Source organism: Roseovarius gaetbuli, from assembly GCF_900172365.1.
Lineage (GTDB): Bacteria > Pseudomonadota > Alphaproteobacteria > Rhodobacterales > Rhodobacteraceae > Roseovarius > Roseovarius gaetbuli.
Map to the genome: position 1 here is coordinate 25,978 of NZ_FWFJ01000029.1, position 22,752 is coordinate 48,729.

Below are 22,752 nucleotides of genomic sequence, written 5' to 3' on the forward strand. Positions count from 1 at the left end.
CACTCAAAATAAATCATTAAAAAAGGCAGTAACAAAAACGTTACTTTTAACAATACACTCATCTCCCATCAAATAAAGCTATTTCATGGAAACAATGCTCGCCCAAGCCATGCAAAGTCAGACTGTGCACCCGGAAAACGCAAGAATCCGTTTTCTTCGTTTCTCCACATCGACTTGCGCGGCACGTTGCTTGGCAAAATGGCGCGCCATTTTCTGTTGGTAGACCAAGAGATGAAACCGCGCACGCAGCTGTCGGAGCGGCGACACAGGCCAGAGGGTTTTCAAAATACGCGGCCCAAGACGCCCCGCAAAAGGTGATTCTTCAAGACATATTACTTGACTGACCGGGCAACCGCCGTTGCGCTCTGACAGCGCACGCGGCAGGCGCGCGGTCTCGGCCACATCGGCCAGAACGATCCGGTCGGGCACAGGCGAAAGCCCCGCCAGGGCGGTCTCGACCCTGAGGGCACCAGGGCGCTCGGAACTGTCGGAAACCACAACCGCGCCCTCGGCCACAAGCGCGTCAATCCGTGCGTCTTGCGCGGCGCGATCACGGCAAAACACCACCGGCCCCGGCGCCACTGGCGCGCGGGTCGGCCAGGGCCGCAAACCGTAACGCAGGTGCAATTCGCGCCCTGCGTGATCAAGGTCGCTCGCCACGCCGCCCAGCAACGGCACGCCCTCAAGCACACCGGGCACCGAAACCTGCGCCAGCGAACGTTGCACCGGCGTCATCGGCACGCGCTCCAGCGCCTCGATCATCTGCTGCACGCCACTGCCCCAGTTGCGCCCCGGTGCTGGCTCTCCGGTTTGCGGGTCGATGGTGACGATCCCCGTCTCATCCACGATGTAATCGCGCCCGCGCTTGACCCCGTGAAGCGCCATCACCGCCAGCGTCACAAGATAGGCGCGGCGCGTCGGATCATCCGACAGGCCGGGCGTCTTGGCCGGGGCCGCAGCAAGCCGTTTGCGCCCAAGCGCCGAGAGGGTCGGCGGCTGACCGGGGGCGGCAAGGCGAAAATCCTCGCCCTCCTGAAGGCTGCGCGCCAGGCCAAGCGCGGCGCGCGCCTCGGTCGCGGTGAAAAGCTGATCACGCGCACCGCCCGCCGTCATCGGCAGGCGCGCATCATCCAGAAGCGCGCGGTCAAGATCGGCCAGCAAGATCGCCGGATTGCGCCGCCAGCCCTCGGCGGCACGCGGCTTGCCCCGCAAATCCCGCGTCGCGAGCCGCAAGCCCGAGGCTCCCTCACCAAGCAGGATCGCATCGCGTAAATAATCATACCCGAGGCTTTTGAGACTGCACAGGGTGGCGCGCGCGACCAGCCGTTTTTGGCGCTCGTCAAGCGGCGTGCCATCCTCGATCACGGCCAGCGGCACGCCGAGCCGCGCAAAAACAGGCGCAAGACGCGCGCCCTCGTCGGCAATATCGCCGCCATGCGCCAGACAAATCCGCACCCCGCTCGGGCGTTGCGCAAGGATCAATCCCGCCAGCAAAATCAAGTGCTTGCGGCGCTCGGGATCAGCCTCGGCCACGGCCCAGCCCCGCGCCATGGCAAGGGCGCGACACATCTCTGAGAGGCGTGGCCGCCCCTGCGCCGCAATAACCGCCCGCGCAAGACAAGCCGCCTCGCCCCCGCGCGTTCCGGGATCGCGCATGGCGCGCGCGCGCAGCGCCACAAGCCAGAACCCAAGGTGCGCCACCGGCCGCCAGAGCGGCCAGAGCCAGACCCAAAGCCGGGCCCCGAATTGATCAAGCGGCGACCCTTCGGTCTTTCTTTGACGGCCAGGGGCGGGGTGCGCCGCAAGACGCCCGCGATCCGGTGTGCCCGCCATGCTCAAAGCCCGAACCGATCCAGAAACACCTGTCGCCCGATCCGCCAGGCCTGTTGCACAAGCGGCGCGCGGCCATGATCAAAGCGCACATAAACCCGCTCGCCGAAAAAGCGCGCGTCGATGTCTTCGTCAACCATCAGATCGACCAGAAACACGCTTTCAAGCGCCTGCATCCCGCTTGAGGCAGGGTGAGTGGCAATCGTTCCACCGCCCATGCTTCCGAGCGCGGCACTTGGCAATTGATGGGTGGCGCGCGGGGTTTGCGCGATAAGACGGGCGCGATGCACGCGGTCGATCGAGGTTGAAAACCGCAGGTCGATCGCCTCTGTTTCGCCGTTGACCCGGTCGATCCGCGCCTGCGGAATGGCGGCGCGCACGACCCATCCCCTGGGCTGAAGCAGATAGCCCAGAAGCTCGCCCTGCGGAATATAGCGCCCCTCAAGATCGGCGCCGAGCACCGGTTCAAACCGCCCGTCATGGGCGGCATGCACGGTCAGCCCGCTGCGCCGTTCGGCAATCCGCGCCAATTCGCCGGCCGCCAGATCCATCCGCGCCTCTTCGATGCGCGCGCGCACCGGATCGCCCGCGCCACTTGCCGACAGGCGCACCCGCGCCTCGCGCATTTCGGCCCGGACCACGTTTTCGCGCATGTCGATCAGCGGGTTTTCCAATTCCGCCAGAACCGTGCCCGCTTCGCCGATGTCACGCGGCCGCTCGTCCAGCCCGCGCAGCCAGCCGCCGCTTTGCGCCACAACGCGGGTTTCGCCCGGCATCCAGATCACCCCCTGCGCCAGCGTCGCATCCGGCACCGGCCAGACCAGCAGTGGCCCCGCGATCAGGGCCAAAAGCACCGCACTTCCCCAAAGCGCGCGCCCGCGCCGCGCCTCAAGCTCGGGCGAGCTGAGCAGATAGCGAATGGCTTTGTAGATCGGCAAAAGGATCGTGAGGCTCACACTCCAAATCGCAAGCGCAATGCCGAGGAAAAAGAACTTTCCCGCCACGAAAAGCGCGATCACGATCATGATCATCATCCGGTAAAGAAACGCCAGAATGGCATAGCTCGCCAGCCAGCGTCGTTCGCCGGGGGCGGTGACCGGGCTGCTTATATGCGACAGCCCAAACAGATAGCGCCGCACCAGATAGGTCAGGTAGGCGTTCGACCGCTGGCCAAGATTTGGCACCTCAATCAGGTCGGTGAAGATGTAATACCCGTCAAAGCGCAACAGCGGATTGCCGTTGAACAACAGGGTCGAGACCCCGCCGATCAGCATGATGTTGAACAACAGCGCACGCACCGGCCCCGGCTCCATCTCGGACCAGAACAGCATCGCCGTGGCGGCAAGCGCCAGTTCGACCATGATCCCCGCCGAGCTTACGACGATGCGCTGCCATTTCGACGCAAACCCGGTGGCGGCCGAGGCATCGACATAGGGCACCGGCATGAACACCAAGAGCATGATGCCCACCTCGCGCACCTGCCCGCCCCAGTTTTTCACCGCAAACCCATGCCCAAGCTCGTGCAGCGCCTTGACCAGCGGATAGGCGATCAGCAAGAGCGCAATGCCCTGCGTCGACAAAACCCGGTCGGTGATGTCGGTGGTCAGGTCCTGCCAGTGGATACCGGCCGACACCACCCCCGAAATCACCAGCCCCGCCCAGAGGATCAACCCGACCCAGCTAAACAGTGGCCGCACGAGCGGCATCATCGCGGAAATGAACCCGTCAATCGGCAGCAAAGGAATGCGAATGCCAAGCGGATTGCGAAACGACTGCATCAGCTTGCGCCGCTTGGTGGTGCGTGCGCGCTCGCTTATTTCCTCAAGGTCCGGCAGGGTGTCAGTGGTCAAAACCCCGGCCGCATGAAGTTGCGACAAAAGCTGGATGATCTCGTCCTGCGGCGGAAGATCGGCACCAAGGCGATCCTGCGCGATGGCATAAATCTGGGCCATGGTGCGGTGCCCGTCCATCAAGCCGATGATCGAATAAGCCTGGGGCGAGAAACGGAAAAACCGCCCGCCCGCGCGATCCTCGATCAGATACCACAGACCGCCGCGAAAATGCTGGCGGTAAATCTCGGCATGCGAACGCAGCGCCGGGCGAAGCTGGGCGATCTTGGGCCAGACCGAGGAAAACGGGTTTGCGCCGGGGGCTGCCATATCAGGGAATCCAGCGCCAGAGGGCAAGCCGCAGCCAGTCAAGCGCGTCCTGCGTCCAGACCCGGATCAACAGGCGCTCGTCGACACCGATCCGCGCGACGCCTTCCATGCCGGGCAAAAGCACGCCCTGACGGTCGCCGTCCGGCGCAATCGCGCCCTCGACGGCAAAGCGGTTCAGGCCTTGGTCGACCTCGGCCACCGACATGATCCGGTTGACCGTAAAGCCAAAGGTGTCATCCGGGCGCGCGGCAAAGCGCACCTGCCCCACCTGATCAGGGGCGATTTCGGCGATATCCCCCTCGGCCACCGCAAGGCGCAGACGGTAATCATCAAGCGGCGCCACCACGAATAGCTCTTCACCGCGGCTGACCGCCGCGCCAAGTTGCTGGGTGCGGTCGCCCGAAACGATCACCCCGGCAAAGGGCGCGCGCAAAACCGTGCGCCCGATCTGTTCGCGCAAAAGATCACGCTCGGCCTCGACCTGGGCAATCTGGGCGTCCAGAAGCGCCTGATCGGTGCGCCGCCCTTCGGCAACGGCGGCATTCATCTCGACCAGCCGCTGACGCAGTTGTGCCTCGGTCGACAAGAGTTGCAGCCGAATGTCGCGATCATCAAGCTGGGCAAGAATGGCCCCCTCGGCCACCCGGTCGCCGGGGCGCACGGCCTGATCCACAAGATAGCCGTCAAACGGTGCCGAGATGATCCGCTGCACCTGTCCTTCAAGGCGCGCATCTGCGGTCACCTCAAAGGCGGTGGTGGCGGTCGAAAAGAAGTAGACGGCAGCAGCAAGCGCCAGCACGGTAAGCTTGAGCCCAAGCCGCGCCGGGCCAAGCACCGCCGCGAACAGCCCGCCGAGCCAAAGCAGGGCCCGCACCGGCCAGGACCGGTCATTGAGCCGCTTTTGATGCAGGATCGGCCCGACAAGCGCGGCAATCGCGCGGGCGCGATCACGCACCGGCGCCGGAATGCCGCCGATATCACGATGTTCCAAAAGGATCGCACCGATCACCTGATCGTCGGCATCGGTCAGCGGCAGGGTAAAGGCCGACATCGCACCCTGCGCACTGAGCAAGTCACCATGCGCGCGCGACACGAAGGCGGGCTCGCCATCTTCTTCATCACGCGCCGCGCTGCGCAGGATCGGCGCGCCCTGATCCAGCGATTCAAGCATCGCCCGGCGCAACGCGCCCGCCAGATGCAATTGCGCGCCAAGTTCGGCGGAATGCGACAGCGCCACAACACTGAGCTTGCGCCCCTTGAGAAGGCCAATACTCACCCGCTGCATATCCAGAAGGGCGGCGGTGCTTGTGGCCACGGCCATGGCGGCGGATTTGTGATCCTTGGCCTCGAGCAGGGTCACCACCACGTCAAGCGCCGCCTGCCCGCGATCACGTTCGGCGGCGATATCGCGAACCGCGCCGCGCCGATCCAAAAGCTCGATCCAGCCCGCGCCCCATTGCAATTGCCGCATGATCCGGCGCATCCCGGCGCTGTCGCGGTTGGGCATGCGCAGGGTGACCGCCCCGATCACGCGCCCCTCAAGCAGAAACGGATAGGCCAGCGAGACCATGCCGCCACCGCTGGGTACCTCGCGCAGAACGCCGCGCTTTTCGGCCATTGCATGTTCGGTGGTGGCCGCAAGATGGTCATCAAGATCGCCCGCGTCGGGCCAGATCGCCATCGGCACGAACCGCTCGCCGACATCGGCATCGGGCATCACCAGGGCGGCGGCCGTGACCCCGTCGATTATCTGGCATTGCAGCGCAAGCCACGCCTTGGCGAAATCCGAGGTGTCGCCCCCCTCGCGCAAATACGACCAAAGTGCCTGATCGACCACGGCGCCCTTTGCGGCGGCGGCGCCATCGCGCGGCGCCGGTCGGGCTTGTGTCGGGTCTCCATCCATCGCGCGTCTCCCTGTGGCGATCATCCGCCGGGTTACGCTGTTCTGATAGGGGGGTAGTCGCGCCTGTCGCAGGCCAAATCGTCACCAGGAATGCACATAATAAAAAAGGGGCCGCCCCATCAGACAGCCCCCATACAAAATCACAGTCTGCGTCAATTCACCAGTTATTATAACCAAGGAATTTGCCCGACATTTCAAGTTTTACCCGGTCGCCCTTGGGGCTCTCGACGCGGGTAAGCGTCATGTCAAAGTCGATGGCCGACATGATCCCGTCGCCAAACTCTTCCTGCATGATCGCCTTGATCGTCGGGCCGTAAACCCCCACGATTTCATAAAGCCGATAGATGCAGGGATCGGTCGGCACCGCCTGTTCCCAGATCTTGGTCGGATATTCCGTCAGGACATCGGCGGCCTCGGGCGTGAGATCAAGCACCTTGGCAAGCGCTGTGGCCTTGTCGGCGGGCATCGCGTTCATCCCCATGCAGGCCGAATGCGTCCAGATCGGCGACATGCCGATGGCCTCGGCGATCTCTTCCCATTTCATCCCGGCCTTTTTCTTGGCGATCAGGATTTGCGTCGTGACATCTTCCTTGCTCAGAAGAGCGGGGGTTTCATAGCTGTCTTTCATCTCTTTCTCTCCTCTTGTCATGGGTTCAAAGGTTCACGGCGCGCAGGTGTGGTTCATCCCCGGCCACCTCGGCGGTCTTGTCGATCCGCACAGGCGCGGGGCGTTGCGCCTCGCCGCCCGACGGCTCGCCCGAAAGCGCCTTGGAGCGTTGGCCAAGGAACTGCACCAGATGGTTGCGGATCGCGTAATAGTTGGGGTGCTCGATGATCTCGGTACGGTTGCGCGGGCGCGGGATGGTGATTTCGACCGATTCCGCGACGCGGGCATAGGGGCCGTTGCTCATCAACAGGATGCGGTCGGCCAGAAGGATCGCCTCGTCGATATCATGGGTGATCATGAACACCGTCTGTTCGGTCCCGCCCCAGATCTTGAGCAGCTCGTCCTGAATGGTGCCCCGCGTCAGAGCATCAAGCGCGCCAAACGGTTCATCCAGCAGCAAAAGCTTGGGGTGATTGGCGAAAGCGCGGGCAATCGACACCCTCTGGCGCATGCCACCCGACAATTGGCTAGGCTTGCGGTGGATCACGTCGCCCTCAAGCCCGACCATCGCGAGGTAGTCGCGCGAATGCTCAAGCACCTTGGCCCTGGACCATTTGGGATAGCGCGCCGCGACGCCAAAGCTGACATTCTTGAGCGTGCTCAGCCAGGGCAGCAGCGAATAGTTCTGAAACACCACCCCGCGATCAAGGCTTGGGCCAGAGACCTCGAAACCATCCATCTTGACCACGCCGCTTGTCGGCTCTGCCAGACCCGCGAGGATGTTCATGATGGTGGACTTGCCACAGCCCGAGTGACCAAGGATGCAGACAAACTCGCCTTTCTCGATCCCGAAGGTGGCATCCTCAAACACGGTAAGGGTGCCGCCCTGCCCGTCGGGAAATCTCTGGGTCAGGTGTTCGATGGAAAGATAGGGTTTGGACATAGAAATGCTCCTTATTCCGCGTAGGCCACGGCCCGCTGAAGCGCGCCAAAGGCCGCATCCAGCATCATGCCGACAACCCCGATCATGAGGATCGAAAAGATCACCGAGGTCAGGTCAAGATTGTTCCATTCGTTCCAGACGTAATAGCCAATCCCGGTCCCTCCCACGAGCATCTCTGCCGCGACGATCACAAGCCAGGCGATGCCGATGGAAATCCGCATGCCGGTCACGATTGTTGGCGCGGCGGCGGGCAGGATCACCGTGAAGGCGGTCTTGAAATGACCCAGCTCGTGGGTGCGCGCCACATTGACCCAATCCGAACGCACCCCGGCCACGCCAAAGGCGGTGTTGATCAGCATCGGCCAGATCGAACAGATGAAGATCACGAAAATCGCGCTCGCCTCTGAATCCTGGATGATGAACAGCGCAAGCGGCATCCAGGCCAGCGGTGAAATCGGGCGCAACACCTGAATGAACGGGTTAAGCGCCTTATAGGCGACCGGCGACATGCCGATCAGAAACCCAAGCGGGATCGCGATCACGGCCGCCATGACATAGCCGGTCAGCACCCGGGAGATCGAATAGCCGATCTGGATGCCGATGCCCTTGTCGTTCGGCCCCGCGTCATAAAAGGGGTTCGACAATTCGGCCCAGGCCTTGGCGATCACCTGGCTTGGCGGGGGCACGCCGGCCTTGGGCGCGCCGCCCCCGGTGAGGCGCTCGTATTCGGTAAGCTCGCCAACCGCCTTTTGCGCGGGGATAGCCGCCTCCCATATCAGGAGGGCGACCACCAGCATCACCAGCGACAAAAGCATCGCGCGTTGATTGAGGGAAAGTCGGCCCATGGATCAGGCCTTTCCGATGGCAAAGCTTTTGACGTACTCTTCCGGCTTGGCCGGATCAAAGGTCTTGCCCATGATGGTGTGCGATTTATAGGTGATGTCGGGGGCATCATAGCCAAGCTCGTTCATCACTTTCTTGGCGTCGGCGGCCAGGTAAACCTGTTCGGCCACGGCGCGGTAATCGACGTCGCCCTCGATATAGCCCCAGCGTTTCATCTGGGTCAAAATCCACACGCCCATCGAATGCCAGGGGAAAGGATCAAAGTCGATCCGGTCGGGCACCTGCTTCACCTCGCCAAGACCGTCGGCGTAGGTCCCGGTCAGCACCTGTTCGATCACCGCGACGGGTTGGTTGAGGTAATTGGTCGGCGCAATCGCCGCCGAGATTTCCTTGCGGTTCTCGGCCTTCGAGGCATATTGCGTCGCGTCGATGATCGACTTGAGCAAGGCGCCATAGGTGTTGGGCAATTCCGTCGCAAAGCTAAGCGGCGCGGCAAAGGCACAGCAGGGGTGCCCCTCCCAGATATCCTTGGTCAGGATGTGCAGGAAACCGATGCCTTCCCAAACGGCGCGCTGATTGAACGGATCGGGCGAGAGATAGCCATCAAGATTGCCCGCGCGCAGGTTTGCCACCATCTCGGGCGGGGGCACGACGCGGATCTGGATATCGACATCCGGGTCAAGCCCGAACTCGGCCACGTAATAGCGCAGCAAAAAGTTGTGCATCGAATATTCAAACGGCACCCCGAAGGTGAAACCCTTCCACTGTTTCGGATCGCGCTTGTCCAGATGCTCGTTCGACAGAACAATCGCCTGACCGTTGATGTTCTCAACCGCGGGCATGATGTAGGGCTCTGCCACCGAGCCCGCCCCAAGCGACATCGCAAGCGGCATCGGCGTAAGCATGTGGCTCGCATCATATTCACCCGAGAGCGACTTGTCGCGCGCCACCGCCCAACCGGCGGTCTTGATCACCTTGGCGTTGAGGCCGTAACGCTCGTAAAAGCCCATCGGTTGGGCCATGATGATCGGCGTTGCACAGGTGATCGGCACAAAGCCGATGTTGAGATCGGTCTTTTCGGGCGGCCCAAGATTATCAAGAATGGCCGCTTTGGCCTGTTCCAGCGGAAACACCGAGGCAAGCGCGGCGGCCACCGTGCCACCCCCAAGCATGCCCATGAAAGAGCGCCGCCCGATATCGCTTTGTCCGAACACAGAGCGTACAATCGCGCTTTCGACGGCGCGTTCCAGCATGTCATCGGATGTCATCGCCGGGGTGGTGTCGGTGTGACTGCCCGCCTTGCAGCTGTCACAGCCACAGGCGGCGCCATGGCGCAGGTCGGAGGTCGCGGAAAACGGGTTGCCCAAACTTTTCATGGTCATGATCTGTCCTTTTGTCAACTAGTGTTGAGCCATGATCACCCCTGCGACGGTTCTAAAAAAGGCCATTGCCTGTTATTTGTGCAGGCCTTTTATTTCATTATATTTCATAGACTTGAAGTGGATTTTCCCCGGAGCGATATTTACGATATCTCGTAATTTACGAAATGTCGTATTGCCTCGCCGCAGCGCAGCAGTGTCTGCTGGCCTCATGCATGATTTATCCCTCAGCCCCGATTCCCTGCTTGCGGCCCTGCCCGAAGCGACAGTGATCATCGACCTCGCCCGCGACCGGATCCTGGCCGCCAATCCGCGCGCCGCGCGCCTGCTTGAGATCGCCCCGGACCACGAGGCGGCATTCTCACCGCTCCTTGGCAAATCCCTGCCGCAGTTCATCGTCTTCGTCGATGAAATCGCGCACCGATCCGAGGCCTGGAGCCGCGAATTGTCCCTTCACACCACCACCGGCACGCCGATCAGTGCCGAATTGCGCGGGCGGATGATCGACGGCGCGCCCGCGTCGCTTTTGCTGACGATCCTTGATCTGACCGAACTGGACCGGCACGCCGAAATCACCGAGACCTCTGACCTGCACCGTTCTGGCCTGTTGGAATGGCGGCATGCACAGGGGTTTTTCGCCGAGTTGGAGCGCCAGAACCAGCTTATCCTGAACGCGGCCGGCGAAGGGATTTACGGCGTCAATGCCGAGGGCAAGACCACATTCCTCAACCGCGCGGCGCAGGAAATGCTGGGCTGGACATCGGACGACCTGCTTGGCCAAGACATCCATTCGGTGATCCACCATCACCACCTCAACGGCGATCTTTACCATTCGCATGACTGCCCGATCTATCAGTCGTTTCGCTTTGAACAGGTCAACCGGATCGAGGACGAGGTATTCTGGCGCAAGGATGGCAAACCGATCCGCGTCGAATATGTCTCGACGCCGATTTACGACCAAAAGGTGCTGGCCGGGGCGGTGGTGATCTTTCGCGACATCACCGAGCGCAAGGAAAACGAGCGCAAGCTGCGCGAGGCGATGGATCAGGTCGCCCGCCTGCGCGACCGCCTGGAACAGGAAAACGCCTATCTGCAAGAGGCGATCACCTCCGAGCGCGCGCATCACGACATCATCGGTTCCTCCCCAGCCATCCGCCAGTTGCTCACCAAGATCGAGCTTGTGGCCGAGACCGACGCCACCGTTCTTATCTCGGGCGAGGCGGGCACCGGCAAGGCGCTTGTCGCCACCGCCATCCACAAGGACAGCCCGCGCCGCCGCCGCCCGCTCATTCATTTCAAGTGCGGCTCGGTCGGTGCCGACGCGATTGAAGGAGAGCTTTTCGGCCAGATCCGCGGCGCCTTTCCCGGCGCGCTGCGCGACAAGCCCGGCAAGCTTGAACTGGCGCATGGCGGCACGCTTTTCCTCGACGATATCGGAGAATTGCCGCTTGAGCATCAGGGCCGTCTGCTCAGCGCGCTGCAGGATCGCCGGGTGACGCGCGTGGGCGACAACCGGACGCGCGACCTTGATATCCGCGTCATCGCCGCCGCCGCCACCAGCCTTGAAAAAGAGGTCGCGGCCGGGCGTTTGCGCGAAGACCTTTTCCTTTATCTCAACGTTTTTCCGATCACCTGTCTCCCGCTGCGCGATCACCCCGAGGACATCCCCGAACTGGCCTCGCATCTTCTGACGCTGGCCTGCAAACGGCTTGGCCGCCCCAAGCCGGTCATCACCGAGCGCGTCATGACCCGCCTTGCCGCCTATGGCTGGCCCGGCAATGTGCGCGAGTTGCGCAACGTGATCGAGCGCGCGGCGATTGTCTCGAAGGGCGGCAAACTCATTGTCGAGCTTGGCGAGGGGCACAGCCTTGCCGCCTCCGACCAAAGCGCGATCCTGACCGAGGCCGAGATGCAACAGGCCGTGCGCCGCAATATCCTTGCCTGCCTGCGCGAGACCGGCGGCAAGGTCGCCGGCCCCGATGGCGCGGCGGCGGTGATGGGGGTGCAGCCGACGACGCTTTATTCCCGGCTGCGCAAGTTCAACATCGCCCCGGAGGAGTGGAAGGCACCGTAAGCCGCAAATCTATTTTTGGCGCACCCTCTTGACCTTCCAGTGACTGGAGCCCCTATCTATGCCTCAAAGCCAGAAAGGCAGGATACCCTCATGACCACCGGCACCGAGATCAGGATTGACGTTCAAGGCCTAAGTTGCGCCGGCTGCGCCGGGCGTGCCGAACGTGCGATATCGGGGGTCGACGGGGTAAGCGATGTGGCCGTCAACTTCGCCACCGGGCGGGCGCAGATGCATCTTGAGGGCGCGGATGCCGCCGCCATCGCCGAGGCCCTGCGCGCCGCCAACTACCCCGCCCGAGAGGAAACCGTGACCTTGAACGTCACCGGCATGACCTGCGCGTCCTGCGTCGGACGCGTCGAACGCGCGCTTATGGCGATGCCGACGGTGGTGTCGGCCTCGGTCAACCTTGCGAACGAAACCGCGCAGGTGCGCTATCTGGCCGGAAGCACCGACGCCAACCAGCTGGCGCGCGCGGTGACCGAGGCCGGATATCCCGCCCGCCCCAAGGACGGCGCGCCCGACGATCAGGCCGCGCGCCGCGCCGCCGAGGCCGATCACGCCCGCCGCCAGACCCTGATTGCCGCCGCGCTGACCCTGCCGGTGTTTGTGTTGGAAATGGGCAGCCACGTGATCCCCGGCATGGCCGGGCTGATTGCGGGCACCATCGGTACGACCGCATCCTGGGGCGTGCAGTTCATCCTTACCACGCTTGTGCTGATCTGGCCGGGACTACAGTTCTTTCGCCTTGGCATTCCTGCCCTGATCAAGGCCGCACCGGACATGAACAGCCTTGTCGCGCTTGGGGCCACGGCGGCTTGGGCCTATTCGACACTGGCGCTTCTGGCACCGGGCGTTCTGCCCGACGCCAGCCGCGCCGTCTATTTCGAGGCCGCCGCCGTGATCGTTACGCTGATCCTTTTGGGTCGCTGGCTTGAGGCGCGCGCCAAGGGGCGCACCGGGGCCGCGATCCAGAAGCTGATCGCGCTGCAACCCGAGACTGCACGGGTCGAGCGCAAGGGCAAGATCACCGAGCTGCCGCTTGATCAGGTCGCCGTCGGCGATCTTATCCACCTGCGCCCCGGCGAGCGCGTCGCGCTTGACGGCGAGGTGATCGACGGGCGCTCTTATGTCGATGAGGCGATGATCACCGGCGAACCTGCCCCGGTGGCCAAATCCATCGGTGACATGCTTGTCGGCGGTACGATCAACGGCGACGGCGCGCTAAGCTATCGCGCCACGGCGGTCGGGAGCGACACAGTGCTTGCCCGCATCATCGAGATGGTGGAACAGGCGCAGGGCGCAAAACTTCCGGTGCAGGCCCTCGCCGATAAGGTCGTGCGGATTTTCGTGCCGGTGGTGATGGCCGTGGCACTTGTCGCCGTGGCCACATGGTTGATCTTCGGGCCCGCGCCCGCGCTGACCCATGCGCTTGTGGCGGGGGTCTCGGTGCTGATCATCGCCTGCCCCTGCGCGATGGGGCTGGCGACGCCGACCTCGATCATGGTGGGCACCGGGCGCGCCGCCGAAATCGGCGTGCTGTTTCGCAAGGGCGAGGCGTTGCAGCGGCTTGATGAGGTGCGCGTGGTGGCCTTTGACAAGACCGGCACGCTGACCATCGGCACGCCCGGCATCACCGTGATTGAAACCGCTTCCGGCGTGGATCCCGACGATGTCCTGCGCCTTGCCGCCGCCGCGCAGGGCAAGTCCGAACATCCCATCGCCCGCGCGATCGAGGATGAGGCCGCGCGCCGCGACCTTGCCCTTCCCAAGGTAAGCGCCTTCAAGGCCATTCCCGGCCATGGCATTTCCGCGCAGGTCGAGGGCCGTGACCTGTTGATTGGCGCGCATCGCCTGATGCTGCGCGAGGGGATCGCCACAAGCGCACTTGATGCCGCCGCCAATGCTCTCGCCGATAAGGGGCAAAGCGCGATCTACATCGCCGTTGATGGCCGCCTTGCCGCCGTTCTTGGCATCGCCGATGCGGTCAAACTCACAAGCCGCGCGGTGATTGACGCGCTGCATGCCAAAGGCGTCAAGGTGGCGATGATCACCGGCGACAGCCAGGGCACGGCCGAGGCAATCGCCCGCGATCTTGGCATTGATCACGTCGAGGCCGAGGTTCTGCCCGAGGGCAAGGTAAAAGCTCTGACCGCGCTACGCGAGCGGTTCGGCACGCTGGCCTTTGTCGGCGACGGGATCAACGACGCCCCGGCCCTGGCCCATGCCGATGTCGGCATTGCCGTCGGCACCGGCACCGATGTCGCCATCGAAGCGGCCGATGTGGTGTTGATGTCGGGCGACCTTGTCGGCGTGGTCAACGCGCTTGATCTGTCGCGTCGCACCCTGCGCAATATCCGCCAAAACCTGTTTTGGGCGTTTGCCTATAACGCTGCGCTTATCCCGGTGGCGGCGGGGGCGCTTTATCCGCTGACCGGGCTGATGCTCTCTCCGATGCTGGCGGCGGGGGCGATGGCGCTTAGCTCGGTCTTCGTGCTGTCGAACGCGCTGCGCCTGCGCCGGGTTGCGCCCGCGATGAAAGGCGGCGCGGCATGAATATCTCTGACGTTTCCAAGCGCACCGGTTTGCCGCCCAAGACCATCCGCTATTACGAGGATATCGGCCTTATCCGCCCGGCGCGCGACACCAACGGATACCGCGTGTTTCAACACGCCGATACCCACAAGCTTGCTTTTCTCGGGCGCGCCCGCACGCTTGGGTTTTCGATTGAGGATTGCCGCACCTTGATGGCGCTGTACGAGGATCAGGAGCGCAATAGCGGCGATGTCAAACGCCTCGCGCAAGAGCATCTTGCCCGCATCGACGAAAAGATCGAACAGCTTCAATCCATGCAGGCCACCCTGCGCCATCTGGTGCGTGAATGCGCCGGCGACAATCGCCCAGACTGCCCGATCCTGCGCGACCTTGCGCAGGACTAGCGAGTGTGGACCCTAGGCGTTACTCGCCATAAGCCAGCCCCTCGCGGCGCGGATCGGCGCCACCCAGCAGGGTATCACCCACCTCAATCGCGTGCAGGCCCGAAGTCAGGTCGCGCAATCCTACTTCGTATCCCATCTCGCCAAGCGGCGCGGCCAATGCGCCCGCCGATGTGCCCGCCTCAAGGTCATAACTGCCAAAGCGGTTCACAAGATGCGGCAGGCCAATGGCGGTTTGCACGTCCATGCCCCAATCGACCCAGGCAATGATGCTCTTGGCCACGTAACCGATGATCCGGCTGCCGCCCGGACTTCCGATGATCAGCACCGGCTTGCCATCCTTGCGCAGAATCGTCGGCGCCATAGAAGAGCGCGGCCGCTTGCCCGGTTCAACCCGGTTGGCGATGGGGCGCCCGTTGTCGTGGGTCGCAAAGGAAAAATCCGTCAGCTCGTTATTGAGCAGAAACCCACCCATCATCAGGCGCGAGCCAAAGCCGTTTTCAATCGTCGTGGTCATCGACAGGGCGTTGCCATAGCGGTCATAGATCGAGATATGCGAGGTCGAAGGAAGCTCGATCGACTGATCATCGCCCCAGTTGAGCGCGTGATCAAACTCGGGCGTGCCGGGGCTCACCTCGGGCAGCGCATCATCGCCGCCAAGCAGCTTGGCGCGCTCAGCGAGATAGCCGCCCGCCAGCAGGCCCTTGACCGGCACCGGCACGAAATCGCTATCGGCGAGATACCGGCCCCGGTCGGCAAAGGCCAGACGGCTGGCATCGCCGATAAGGCGCCAGGCCTCGGGGTTCTCGGCGCCAAGTGCGGCAAGGTCATAGCCCTCTAGCAGGCCTAAAATCTGCCCAACGGCCACCGCGCCAGAGGACGGCGGACCCATGCCGCATACCTCGTAGCCGCGATAGGGCGCACAGACCGCCGGGCGTTCCTTGACCCGGTAAATCGCAAGGTCAATCGGCGCCAGCACGCCTGAGCTTTTGCCCGTGCGCTGCACCCGCTCGGCAATATCAAGCGCCATTTCGCCGGAGTAAAAGCCGCGTGCCCCCGTCGTCGCCAAAAGCCGGAGCGTGTCGGCATACTCGGGGTTGCGCAGAGTCTGCCCTGCGCGCAGCGCCGCGCCGCCGGGCAGGAAATAATCGCGCGTATCCTCGAACCGCGACAGGCGCTCGGCGTCGCCCGCGATCAGGCTGGCCAAGCGCGAGCTGACCGCAAAGCCACCGTCGGCCAGCGTTATCGCCTCGTCAAACAGCCCCGGCCAATCGGCGCGCCCCCAGCGGCGATGCGCCTCGGCCATCAGGGCCGGCGTGCCCGGTGTGCCGACAGAGCGCCCGCCAACCACCGCGTCAAAGAATTTGAGCGGCTGACCGGCCTCGTCGAGAAACAGCTTGGGCGTCGCCGCCAGCGGCGCGGTTTCGCGGCCATCAAGCGTGGTGATCTTGCCGCTCGCCCCGTCGTGCCAGACCAGAAACGCACCGCCGCCAAGGCCAGAGCTTTGCGGCTCGACCAGCCCCAGAACCGCCTGCACCGCGATCATGGCATCGGCGGCGGTGCCACCCGTCGCAAGCACCCGCGCGCCGGCATCCACCGCAAGCGGATTGGCGGCGGCGATCATCCAGTTTTCGGCCTCGACCGGCAGGCCCGCATCTTTGAGCGCGCGTGAGGCGGCCAGCCGGGGCGTCACCTGTGCCAAGCCAGCGGCGGCCCCTTCCGGGGCAATCGCATCGGCGGCCTGTTGCGCCTGCGCGGGCCCAAGGGCCAACGCCAAAACCATCCCCGTCACCAACATCTTTAAGCGCATGATTGCCCCCATTTTCGGTTTAGCGAAGCGCCCCCGTGCGGTGCAGCGTGATCTTGATCCCGCCATGCGCCACCGAGGTCGCATCCGGCAGAAACGGCAGCTCGGTCGCGCGCGCAAGACCCGCATCGCTTGTCACGATGCCGACGCGCCAGCCGCGAAACTGCGTGCGCAATACCTCGCCCAAGGCGCCGTAAAGTCCGAACAAGAGCTTGCGATTGCCGATCCGCGCGCCATAGGGCGGGTTCACCATCACAAGGCCTCGCGGCCCCTCTGGGGGCAAAAGCGCGCTGATCGGCTGACAGGTGAACTCGGTAATATGATCGACCCCGGCGCGCGCGGCATTGGCCGTGGCCATGCGCACCGCGCCCGCATCGCGATCAAACCCGTAAAAGCGCAGCGGCGTGTCGCGCGGCGGTCCACCGGCGCGCATCGCCTCCCAAGCCTCCGCGTCATATCCGGCCATGTCCTGAAACGCGAAATGGCGCGCGCGTCCGGGCAAAAGCCCAAGCGCGATCTCGGCCGCCTCGATCGGAAAGGTGCCGGAACCACACATCGGATCGACCACCGGCTCGCTCCCGTCATAGCCACAGTCGCGCAGAAACATCGCGGCCAGCGTTTCGCGCATCGGCGCCTTGCCCACCGCCTCTTTATGGCCGCGCCGGTGCAGCGGCTCGCCCGAGGTATCAAGGCTGAAGGTGACAAGATCGTCCTCGATCCGCGCCATAAGGCGCAGCGGCGCGGTATCATCCAGCGGCGCACCAAGGGTCTCGGAAATCGCGCGCTTGATGCGTTCGCTGGCGGCCCCCGCGTGATAGATTTTCGACTTGCGACAGGTCACCTCGACCCGCAGGGGGACATCGGGGCGCAAAAACGCCGCCCAGTCGAATTTGCGCGACCGCTTGTCAAGCTGTGCCAGGTGAAAGGCGCGAAACGATCCGATCCGCGCCAACACACGCCCGGCGCCGCGCAATTCAAGATTGGCGCGCTGCACATCAGGCCAACCGCCCATAAAACTAAGCCCCCCCGGATGCTCGGTGGTGGGGCCAAAGCCCTTTTCGGCGGCCTCAATGGCCAATGCGGCCTCGAGTCCGGGCGGGGCGGCGAGAAAGATCTCAAAGGGTTGGGCTGTGCTCATCGCACCCTCATAGGGCCATTCACGGCAAGATGCGAGCGCTCACGCGGGCCGCCCTGCATCCGGTCAAAGCATGGCAGGCACAACCTGATCAGGCGGGCGGTGACCGTCGTCAAAGGTCTTGATATTGACCAGAACCTTTTCGCCCATCTCGATGCGCCCCTCAAGCGTGGCCGAGCCCATATGCGGCAAGAGTACGACGTTATCAAGCTCGCGCAGGCGCGGGTTGATCTCTGTGCCATGCTCATAAACGTCAAGCCCGGCGCCGGCAATTTCGCCCGCGCGCAACATCCGTGTCAGGGCGTTTTCGTCGATCACCTCGCCACGGCTGGTGTTCACGATCACCGCTTCGGGTTTCATCAGCTTGAGACGGCGCGCGTTCATCAAATGAAAGGTCGAGGGCGTATGCGGGCAATTCACGCTGATCACATCCATCCGCGCGACCATCTGGTCCAGGCTCTCCCAATAGGTCGCGCCAAGCTCTTGTTCGATCTCGGGGCGCAGACGGCGGCGGTTGTGATAATGGATCTGCATGCCAAAGGCCGCCGCGCGCCGCGCCACCGCCTGACCGATCCGGCCCATGCCGAGAATGCCAAGACGGCGCCCGGCAACGCGCCCGCCAAGCAGGGCGTTGGGCGACCAGCCCTGCCATTTACCGGCCTGCATCCGGGCAAGCCCCTCGGGCAAACGCCGGGTCACGCAGAGGATAAGCGCGAGCGTCATATCGGCCGTATCATCGGCGGAAACACCGGGCGTGTTTGACACAAGAATGCCATGCTGGCGCGCGGTGTGAACGTCGATATGATCCACCCCCGCGCCATAGTTCGCAATCAGCTTGAGCCGATCGCCGGCCTGCGCAATCACCCCTGCATCAATCTTGTCGCTCAGCGTCGGCACCAGAACATCCGCGTCCTTCACCGCCTTTATTAGGTCGGCGCGCGTCATCGGCTCGTCGCGCTCGGGCAACGTAAGGTCGAAAAGCTCGCTCATCCGTTTTTCAACAGGTTCCGGCAAGCGTCGCGTTACGACAACACTCAGGCGTGTAGATGGCATCAAGACCCTCCTTGTGCTTTGCAATTCAAGCGCGTTGCTGCCAGAGTGACGCAGGAACGAGCGGGGCACAAGAACCCCGTGCGCATTGTCGAGCATAAAACGGATAAAGACCATGAAATCAGGTATTGCCGCCCTCACGGCGCTGGTGCTGTCGCTGCCAATGGCGGGGGCCGCCCAGGAGCGTGGCCCCGTCACCAACCTGCCGCTGCCGCGGTTCGTGTCGATGAAGGCGTCCGAGGGCAACGTGCGGCGCGGTCCAAGCCTGACCCATCGGATCGACTGGGTGTTCAAGCGCCGCGACATGCCGCTTGAGATCACCGCAGAGCATGGCCACTGGCGCCGTGTGCGCGACCGGGACGGCGCCGGGGGCTGGGTGCATTACACGCTTTTGTCGGGCGTGCGCACCGCGATTGTCGAACAGGATATGCTGGATATTCTCGCCAAGCCCGAGCCCGGCGCAATGGTCGCCGCACAGCTTGAAAGCGGCGTGATTGCGCGACTCGAGGAATGCGCATTGGACTGGTGCGAGATTTCCGCCGCCGGATATGACGGCTGGGCCCCCAAAACGGCGCTCTGGGGCGTGGGCCCCGATGAGGTGTTTGAATAGGATCAACCCGATTGTTCAGGTTGTTTTTCTTTTAGTATCAAAGTGATAGTCAACATTCGACAGTTCAACACGTTTTTTTTGCCTTCCGCTCTTGAACCGCGCCAAGGTCCAGAGTAATTACCGCGACACGATTGGGGTGTGGCCTAGCGGTAGGGCAACTGTTTTTGGTACAGGAGATCGTAGGTTCGAATCCTACCACCCCAGCCATCAACCATTTTTTCAAAAAATTCAAATGCTTAGTCCGGTCGAAATTTTTGACTCCGGAACACTTATTCAGCCCTCTTATCCGGCACTTTGCAGGCACAAAGGTCGGCAGACGACTCGGAATGCGCGCCAGGCCAATTGTGCCGGCCGTGACGGCGTCAAAATTGGGCCTCGCACTCAAAAAACCAAAGACGCATCCAGAGTGGTCGGTTGAACTTTGGCCATCTTCGGTTAGTCTTTTAAAGTCCGGCGCTCTTAGAGGCGCGACTGTGGAGCACTTGAGGTCGCTAGCATGTGCAGCCGGGCACGACGCTAAAGCCCTGATCTCTCAACCGTCTAACGTCAATTTCCTTCATTCAGCTCTTCCCGTAGCGTGACTTTGCAAGAAGTGCGATCACGTGAAGAAAAGCTATTGATCTCCAATGTAATTGGTGCGGTTCAACCTTGGGGTTGTGCTCGCGTTCGAAAAAGTGTTTTTTTATGGAATGTTACTACTTTTTTAGCAGGCCATTTTGATTATGAAAAAGCATAATGCGGAGCACGCCGAACGCACAGAAGACGCGACGCCTCACGCCGCCTCCCTCGTGGAAAGCTTGCGCGATATTGGCTATTCTCTCGACACTGCGCTGGCCGATATCATCGATAATTCCGTCACGGCGGGCGCCAAGTCAATTCAGCTTCTTGCCGAAACGCTGAGCGATGAGCCCGCAATAGGTATCCTCGATGACGGCGAAGGCATGACTGAAGAAGCACTCATTGAGGCAATGCGCCCAGGGATGTTGAATGTCATTGAGAACTGACCCGGTAGCCCCATAAATTGTCACTGAGAATTGACCCATGTGAACACATTGCCCTGACAGTTTTGTTCAGGGAGACATGGAGTGATCGACATGGGATTTTTGAGTGTTATTCGACGCTGGGCATTGCGTGACAAAATGCCAATACGAGAGATTGCGCGACGTACGGGTTTGTCTCGCAACACCATTAAAAAGTATCTCCGCGAAGAGCCTGCCTTTTTACTTTTCGGTGATGCACGATATCCTTCATGCATACAGACAGGCCCCTGAATAAAGAGGCATACGCATATTGAACCGGCAATTGCTCGGTCTCTTCATATCCCGCGCCGCTGCTACGGGCGGGTCGGGTGACGAATTCTCAGACTTCATGAAAAACCACGTCAACGCGTTGCAGAGATACCCCGAAGAACACTCCGTGCCGGTGAATGATCGGATCGACAACGCAGCGACAAGATATCGTTGGGTTTGAAGGGCAAAGAGCGGAAGCTTGCTAATTTCACCACCAATTTCCGCTGTGCGGGATAGGAGGAATTGGGCTATTCAATTCGTTGCGAACTTACTGACACCTACCGAAATTCATTGACGCATTCGGAGCGCTATAAATCATGACTGACAATCAAAGACTCTCCGCGAGATGGAGGAAGCTTGGGGGCTCAGGTCACTGTGGTTGAGATCCTAACGTTCCCGCAAAATGATCCGGTAGCCATTTTTTGATGGTTGCGCAGAGGTTTACTTTTCTTGGATTTTGGTGCATAAGCGAAACAGTGCAGCGCTGATACGGGCGGGCACGGCTTTTCCACAAACAGTCTGGTATGACGGCGCCGAGGAGCTTTCGCTCCCAATGTGCCGAGAGATCGGACGGAAGGAATATAAAATGGAATTTCCCGCAGCGATCCAAGGCGAGTCACTCAAACGCCTATCGCAGGGCTTCGCCCTTGGTGCGGTTGTCGCAATCACAATCGGGTTCAACTGGGGTGGCTGGACGCTTGGCGGCACCGCTGCCAAGCAGAGCGCGGCCGAGGCAAGTGCTGCCGTAGTTGCCGCACTCTCACCGATCTGTGTTATGAATTTTCAGGCCGATTCAGACGCAGAGATGAACCTAGACGCCCTAATGGCTGAAGCGAGCTACACGCGAAGCCGTTCGCTTGAAAAAGCAGGCTGGGCGACATTCTCTGGCGCCGAAAAGCCAACGCCGGGCGTAGCGAAGGAATGTGCCCAGAAATTGTCTGCGCTTTAAGTGGTAGAACGGTGACCACGCGCGAAGTAGGCGTTGGTTACCGTGCACTCTGCAGAGGTTCAAGGCTCCCAGCACTGTGCGAATTGTCTTTTAACAGTTTTGTCGGTGCCAATCTGACCCAAGGCCGTTTGTATGACTGGGTGCCAGACCCCACATTCCAAAGAGAGGCGCTAAAACTTGCGCCACATAAAAGGATTATTCGATGACCATGTTTTCCATGAAGCCCAAGTTCAACCTCGCCGAATTTCTTGCAGTACCTGCACCGAAGAGCGCGTCCAGACGACGTGGCGCAAGGGGACAAGGAATGCGGTCCCAATCTCGCCCGACTTCGGAAGATTCAAGCAACCCCAAGCCGGTCACAGATCCAAACTTGATCGACGAAAAGAAGTAGTCGGAGCAACATGAAGACGCGTCGAGTTTCCGGACGGCTCACTGGTTCTGATCCTCGGATGGGCTCGAAGCTACCGGTCGCTGCGAGGGTCGTGAAGGTTCGCTAAGGGCGAAATTCCCGTCATCTAAAAATGACGACACGAGGATATGCAGACGCGGATAGCAATTAGACGAGATGCGCATCAGCGCGACGAGGCCGAGGCCAAGTTAAAGGAACTCCGCGAGTCCAGCTTCGACAAGGCCTGGGACAGAATCTCAGATGCTTTCGACAGCGCCATGTCGACGTCCAGATGAGGAGTGTTGGTTCTAATTAGTCTGCAGCGCATCCCCAAAACAACGACGACTTTAAGGAGACTCTGTAATGACGACACTGACAAAGACAACCGTGTTCAAAACTCTTAAGCCTCGTGCTGAAACCGCGTTGGACAAAACCACGCGCGCTGCGAAGGGAATCCTCGAAGGGGAAGCGGAAAAAAGCCAAGTTAAAACAGCAAGACTTCGCAAGGCCCGTCTCGAGAGAGAGGCGAGTACGCCTGCATCCCATTATTGAGGCCAACCCCAATCTATCTCACGCGCTCATGCCGCTTCTGGGCGCACGTGCGGCACTCCCCATTGAAGCGATCCATCGTATACAGTCTGAGTGCAGGGTTCATGATGATGTCCTGGATGGTTGCTCTGGTCTCAGACACGGGGATGCATCTTGCAGAAGCGACAGGATTCGTGAGTAAGCGTCCGGCCTCGCTGCTCTGACATTTCATAGAGTGTGTTGATAAGTGTCCACTATTGATAGTGGACATCTTGAGGGCGGATATGGCGGGCAAGAAGGGTCAGAAGAAGCGTTTTTGGTCGGA

Annotated in this window: 17 protein-coding genes, 1 tRNA gene and 2 pseudogenes; 10 read left to right on the forward strand and 10 right to left on the reverse strand. The window is 61.9% G+C overall.

Going from position 1 to position 22,752, the window contains the following annotated elements; translation table 11 throughout:
* Positions 1-117 precede the first annotated feature (117 nt).
* The 7 genes from ROG8370_RS13620 to ROG8370_RS13650 all read right to left on the reverse strand — a co-directional run bounded on the left by ROG8370_RS13620 (position 118) and on the right by ROG8370_RS13650 (position 9,667).
* Complete coding sequence (locus tag ROG8370_RS13620; protein WP_085827735.1) at positions 118-1,833, reverse strand: preprotein translocase subunit SecA; 1,716 nt, start codon at positions 1,831-1,833, stop codon at positions 118-120.
* Positions 1,834-1,835: 2 nt separating this feature from the next.
* Positions 1,836-3,989: a zinc metalloprotease gene (locus tag ROG8370_RS13625; protein ID WP_085827736.1), complete on the reverse strand. Its 2,154-nt coding sequence runs from the start codon at positions 3,987-3,989 to the stop codon at positions 1,836-1,838.
* 1 nt (position 3,990) lies between these two features.
* Complete coding sequence (locus ROG8370_RS13630) at positions 3,991-5,892, reverse strand: efflux RND transporter periplasmic adaptor subunit (RefSeq protein WP_139838157.1); 1,902 nt, start codon at positions 5,890-5,892, stop codon at positions 3,991-3,993.
* A 157-nt stretch (positions 5,893-6,049) separates the two neighbouring features.
* The gene (cynS, locus tag ROG8370_RS13635; RefSeq protein WP_085827738.1) at positions 6,050-6,520 is read right to left on the reverse strand and encodes a cyanase; all 471 of its coding nucleotides are present in this window, start codon (positions 6,518-6,520) and stop codon (positions 6,050-6,052) included.
* Positions 6,521-6,545: 25 nt separating this feature from the next.
* The gene (locus ROG8370_RS13640; RefSeq protein WP_085827739.1) at positions 6,546-7,442 is read right to left on the reverse strand and encodes an ABC transporter ATP-binding protein; all 897 of its coding nucleotides are present in this window, start codon (positions 7,440-7,442) and stop codon (positions 6,546-6,548) included.
* 11 nt (positions 7,443-7,453) lie between these two features.
* Entirely contained in the window at positions 7,454-8,287 is an 834-nt protein-coding gene (ntrB, locus tag ROG8370_RS13645) for a nitrate ABC transporter permease (RefSeq protein ID WP_085827740.1), read from the reverse strand.
* A 3-nt stretch (positions 8,288-8,290) separates the two neighbouring features.
* Positions 8,291-9,667: a CmpA/NrtA family ABC transporter substrate-binding protein gene (locus ROG8370_RS13650; protein ID WP_085827741.1), complete on the reverse strand. Its 1,377-nt coding sequence runs from the start codon at positions 9,665-9,667 to the stop codon at positions 8,291-8,293.
* 208 nt (positions 9,668-9,875) lie between these two features.
* Here ROG8370_RS13650 and ROG8370_RS13655 point away from each other — a divergent pair, with 208 nt between their 5' ends.
* The 3 genes from ROG8370_RS13655 to cueR all read left to right on the forward strand — a co-directional run bounded on the left by ROG8370_RS13655 (position 9,876) and on the right by cueR (position 14,674).
* Positions 9,876-11,738, forward strand: coding sequence for a sigma 54-interacting transcriptional regulator (locus tag ROG8370_RS13655; RefSeq protein WP_085827742.1), 1,863 nt, complete (start codon positions 9,876-9,878; stop codon positions 11,736-11,738).
* A 90-nt stretch (positions 11,739-11,828) separates the two neighbouring features.
* Entirely contained in the window at positions 11,829-14,291 is a 2,463-nt protein-coding gene (locus ROG8370_RS13660; RefSeq protein ID WP_085827743.1) for a heavy metal translocating P-type ATPase, read from the forward strand.
* Positions 14,288-14,674, forward strand: a complete 387-nt coding sequence (gene cueR / locus ROG8370_RS13665) for a Cu(I)-responsive transcriptional regulator (protein WP_085827744.1) — start codon at positions 14,288-14,290, stop codon at positions 14,672-14,674. The genes ROG8370_RS13660 and cueR overlap by 4 nt, the downstream gene beginning before the upstream one ends.
* Positions 14,675-14,693: 19 nt before the next feature.
* Here the strand turns inward: cueR and ggt are convergent, their stop codons facing one another.
* The 3 genes from ggt to ROG8370_RS13680 form a co-directional block, all read right to left on the reverse strand.
* A complete protein-coding gene (ggt, locus tag ROG8370_RS13670; RefSeq protein ID WP_085827745.1) occupies positions 14,694-16,481 on the reverse strand; it encodes a gamma-glutamyltransferase in 1,788 nt (595 codons plus the stop codon).
* A 19-nt stretch (positions 16,482-16,500) separates the two neighbouring features.
* Complete coding sequence (locus ROG8370_RS13675; protein ID WP_085827746.1) at positions 16,501-17,616, reverse strand: THUMP domain-containing class I SAM-dependent RNA methyltransferase; 1,116 nt, start codon at positions 17,614-17,616, stop codon at positions 16,501-16,503.
* Positions 17,617-17,679: 63 nt separating this feature from the next.
* On the reverse strand, positions 17,680-18,666 hold the full coding sequence (locus ROG8370_RS13680; protein ID WP_085827750.1) for a 2-hydroxyacid dehydrogenase: 987 nt from the start codon (positions 18,664-18,666) through the stop codon (positions 17,680-17,682).
* Positions 18,667-18,778: 112 nt separating this feature from the next.
* On the opposite strand from ROG8370_RS13680, the gene ROG8370_RS13685 reads away from it, so the two are divergent.
* From ROG8370_RS13685 to ROG8370_RS20220, 7 genes and pseudogenes are all read left to right on the forward strand, one after another.
* Complete coding sequence (locus ROG8370_RS13685; RefSeq protein ID WP_085827747.1) at positions 18,779-19,273, forward strand: SH3 domain-containing protein; 495 nt, start codon at positions 18,779-18,781, stop codon at positions 19,271-19,273.
* Positions 19,274-19,405: 132 nt separating this feature from the next.
* Positions 19,406-19,480, forward strand: a tRNA-Gln gene (locus ROG8370_RS13690).
* Between the two features lie 515 nt (positions 19,481-19,995).
* Positions 19,996-20,277, forward strand: coding sequence for an ATP-binding protein (locus tag ROG8370_RS13695; protein ID WP_085827748.1), 282 nt, complete (start codon positions 19,996-19,998; stop codon positions 20,275-20,277).
* 81 nt (positions 20,278-20,358) lie between these two features.
* A pseudogene (locus ROG8370_RS13700) lies at positions 20,359-20,490 on the forward strand (helix-turn-helix domain-containing protein); the annotation flags it as partial.
* A 658-nt stretch (positions 20,491-21,148) separates the two neighbouring features.
* Complete coding sequence (locus tag ROG8370_RS13705; protein ID WP_139838158.1) at positions 21,149-21,511, forward strand: hypothetical protein; 363 nt, start codon at positions 21,149-21,151, stop codon at positions 21,509-21,511.
* Between the two features lie 553 nt (positions 21,512-22,064).
* Positions 22,065-22,195: pseudogene (locus ROG8370_RS21665) on the forward strand (sll1863 family stress response protein); the annotation flags it as partial.
* A 67-nt stretch (positions 22,196-22,262) separates the two neighbouring features.
* Positions 22,263-22,451, forward strand: a complete 189-nt coding sequence (locus ROG8370_RS20220) for a hypothetical protein (RefSeq protein WP_139838159.1) — start codon at positions 22,263-22,265, stop codon at positions 22,449-22,451.
* The last annotated feature ends 301 nt before the right edge of the window (positions 22,452-22,752 follow it).

Bases quoted from the DNA above. Each gene is read 5' to 3' on its own strand.
- ROG8370_RS20220 (WP_139838159.1), top strand. From the start codon at position 22,263: ATGACGACACTGACAAAGACAACCGTGTTCAAAACTCTTAAGCCTCGT.
- ROG8370_RS13705 (WP_139838158.1), top strand. From the start codon at position 21,149: ATGGAATTTCCCGCAGCGATCCAAGGCGAGTCACTCAAACGCCTATCG.
- ROG8370_RS13625 (WP_085827736.1), bottom strand. From the start codon at position 3,989: ATGGCAGCCCCCGGCGCAAACCCGTTTTCCTCGGTCTGGCCCAAGATC.
- ROG8370_RS13630 (WP_139838157.1), bottom strand. From the start codon at position 5,892: ATGGATGGAGACCCGACACAAGCCCGACCGGCGCCGCGCGATGGCGCC.
- ROG8370_RS13695 (WP_085827748.1), top strand. From the start codon at position 19,996: ATGAAAAAGCATAATGCGGAGCACGCCGAACGCACAGAAGACGCGACG.
- ROG8370_RS13655 (WP_085827742.1), top strand. From the start codon at position 9,876: ATGCATGATTTATCCCTCAGCCCCGATTCCCTGCTTGCGGCCCTGCCC.
- ROG8370_RS13650 (WP_085827741.1), bottom strand. From the start codon at position 9,667: ATGACCATGAAAAGTTTGGGCAACCCGTTTTCCGCGACCTCCGACCTG.
- cueR (WP_085827744.1), top strand. From the start codon at position 14,288: ATGAATATCTCTGACGTTTCCAAGCGCACCGGTTTGCCGCCCAAGACC.
- ROG8370_RS13620 (WP_085827735.1), bottom strand. From the start codon at position 1,833: ATGGCGGGCACACCGGATCGCGGGCGTCTTGCGGCGCACCCCGCCCCT.
- ROG8370_RS13640 (WP_085827739.1), bottom strand. From the start codon at position 7,442: ATGTCCAAACCCTATCTTTCCATCGAACACCTGACCCAGAGATTTCCC.
- ROG8370_RS13680 (WP_085827750.1), bottom strand. From the start codon at position 18,666: ATGCCATCTACACGCCTGAGTGTTGTCGTAACGCGACGCTTGCCGGAA.
- ggt (WP_085827745.1), bottom strand. From the start codon at position 16,481: ATGCGCTTAAAGATGTTGGTGACGGGGATGGTTTTGGCGTTGGCCCTT.
- ROG8370_RS13675 (WP_085827746.1), bottom strand. From the start codon at position 17,616: ATGAGCACAGCCCAACCCTTTGAGATCTTTCTCGCCGCCCCGCCCGGA.
- ROG8370_RS13660 (WP_085827743.1), top strand. From the start codon at position 11,829: ATGACCACCGGCACCGAGATCAGGATTGACGTTCAAGGCCTAAGTTGC.
- ROG8370_RS13685 (WP_085827747.1), top strand. From the start codon at position 18,779: ATGAAATCAGGTATTGCCGCCCTCACGGCGCTGGTGCTGTCGCTGCCA.
- cynS (WP_085827738.1), bottom strand. From the start codon at position 6,520: ATGAAAGACAGCTATGAAACCCCCGCTCTTCTGAGCAAGGAAGATGTC.
- ntrB (WP_085827740.1), bottom strand. From the start codon at position 8,287: ATGGGCCGACTTTCCCTCAATCAACGCGCGATGCTTTTGTCGCTGGTG.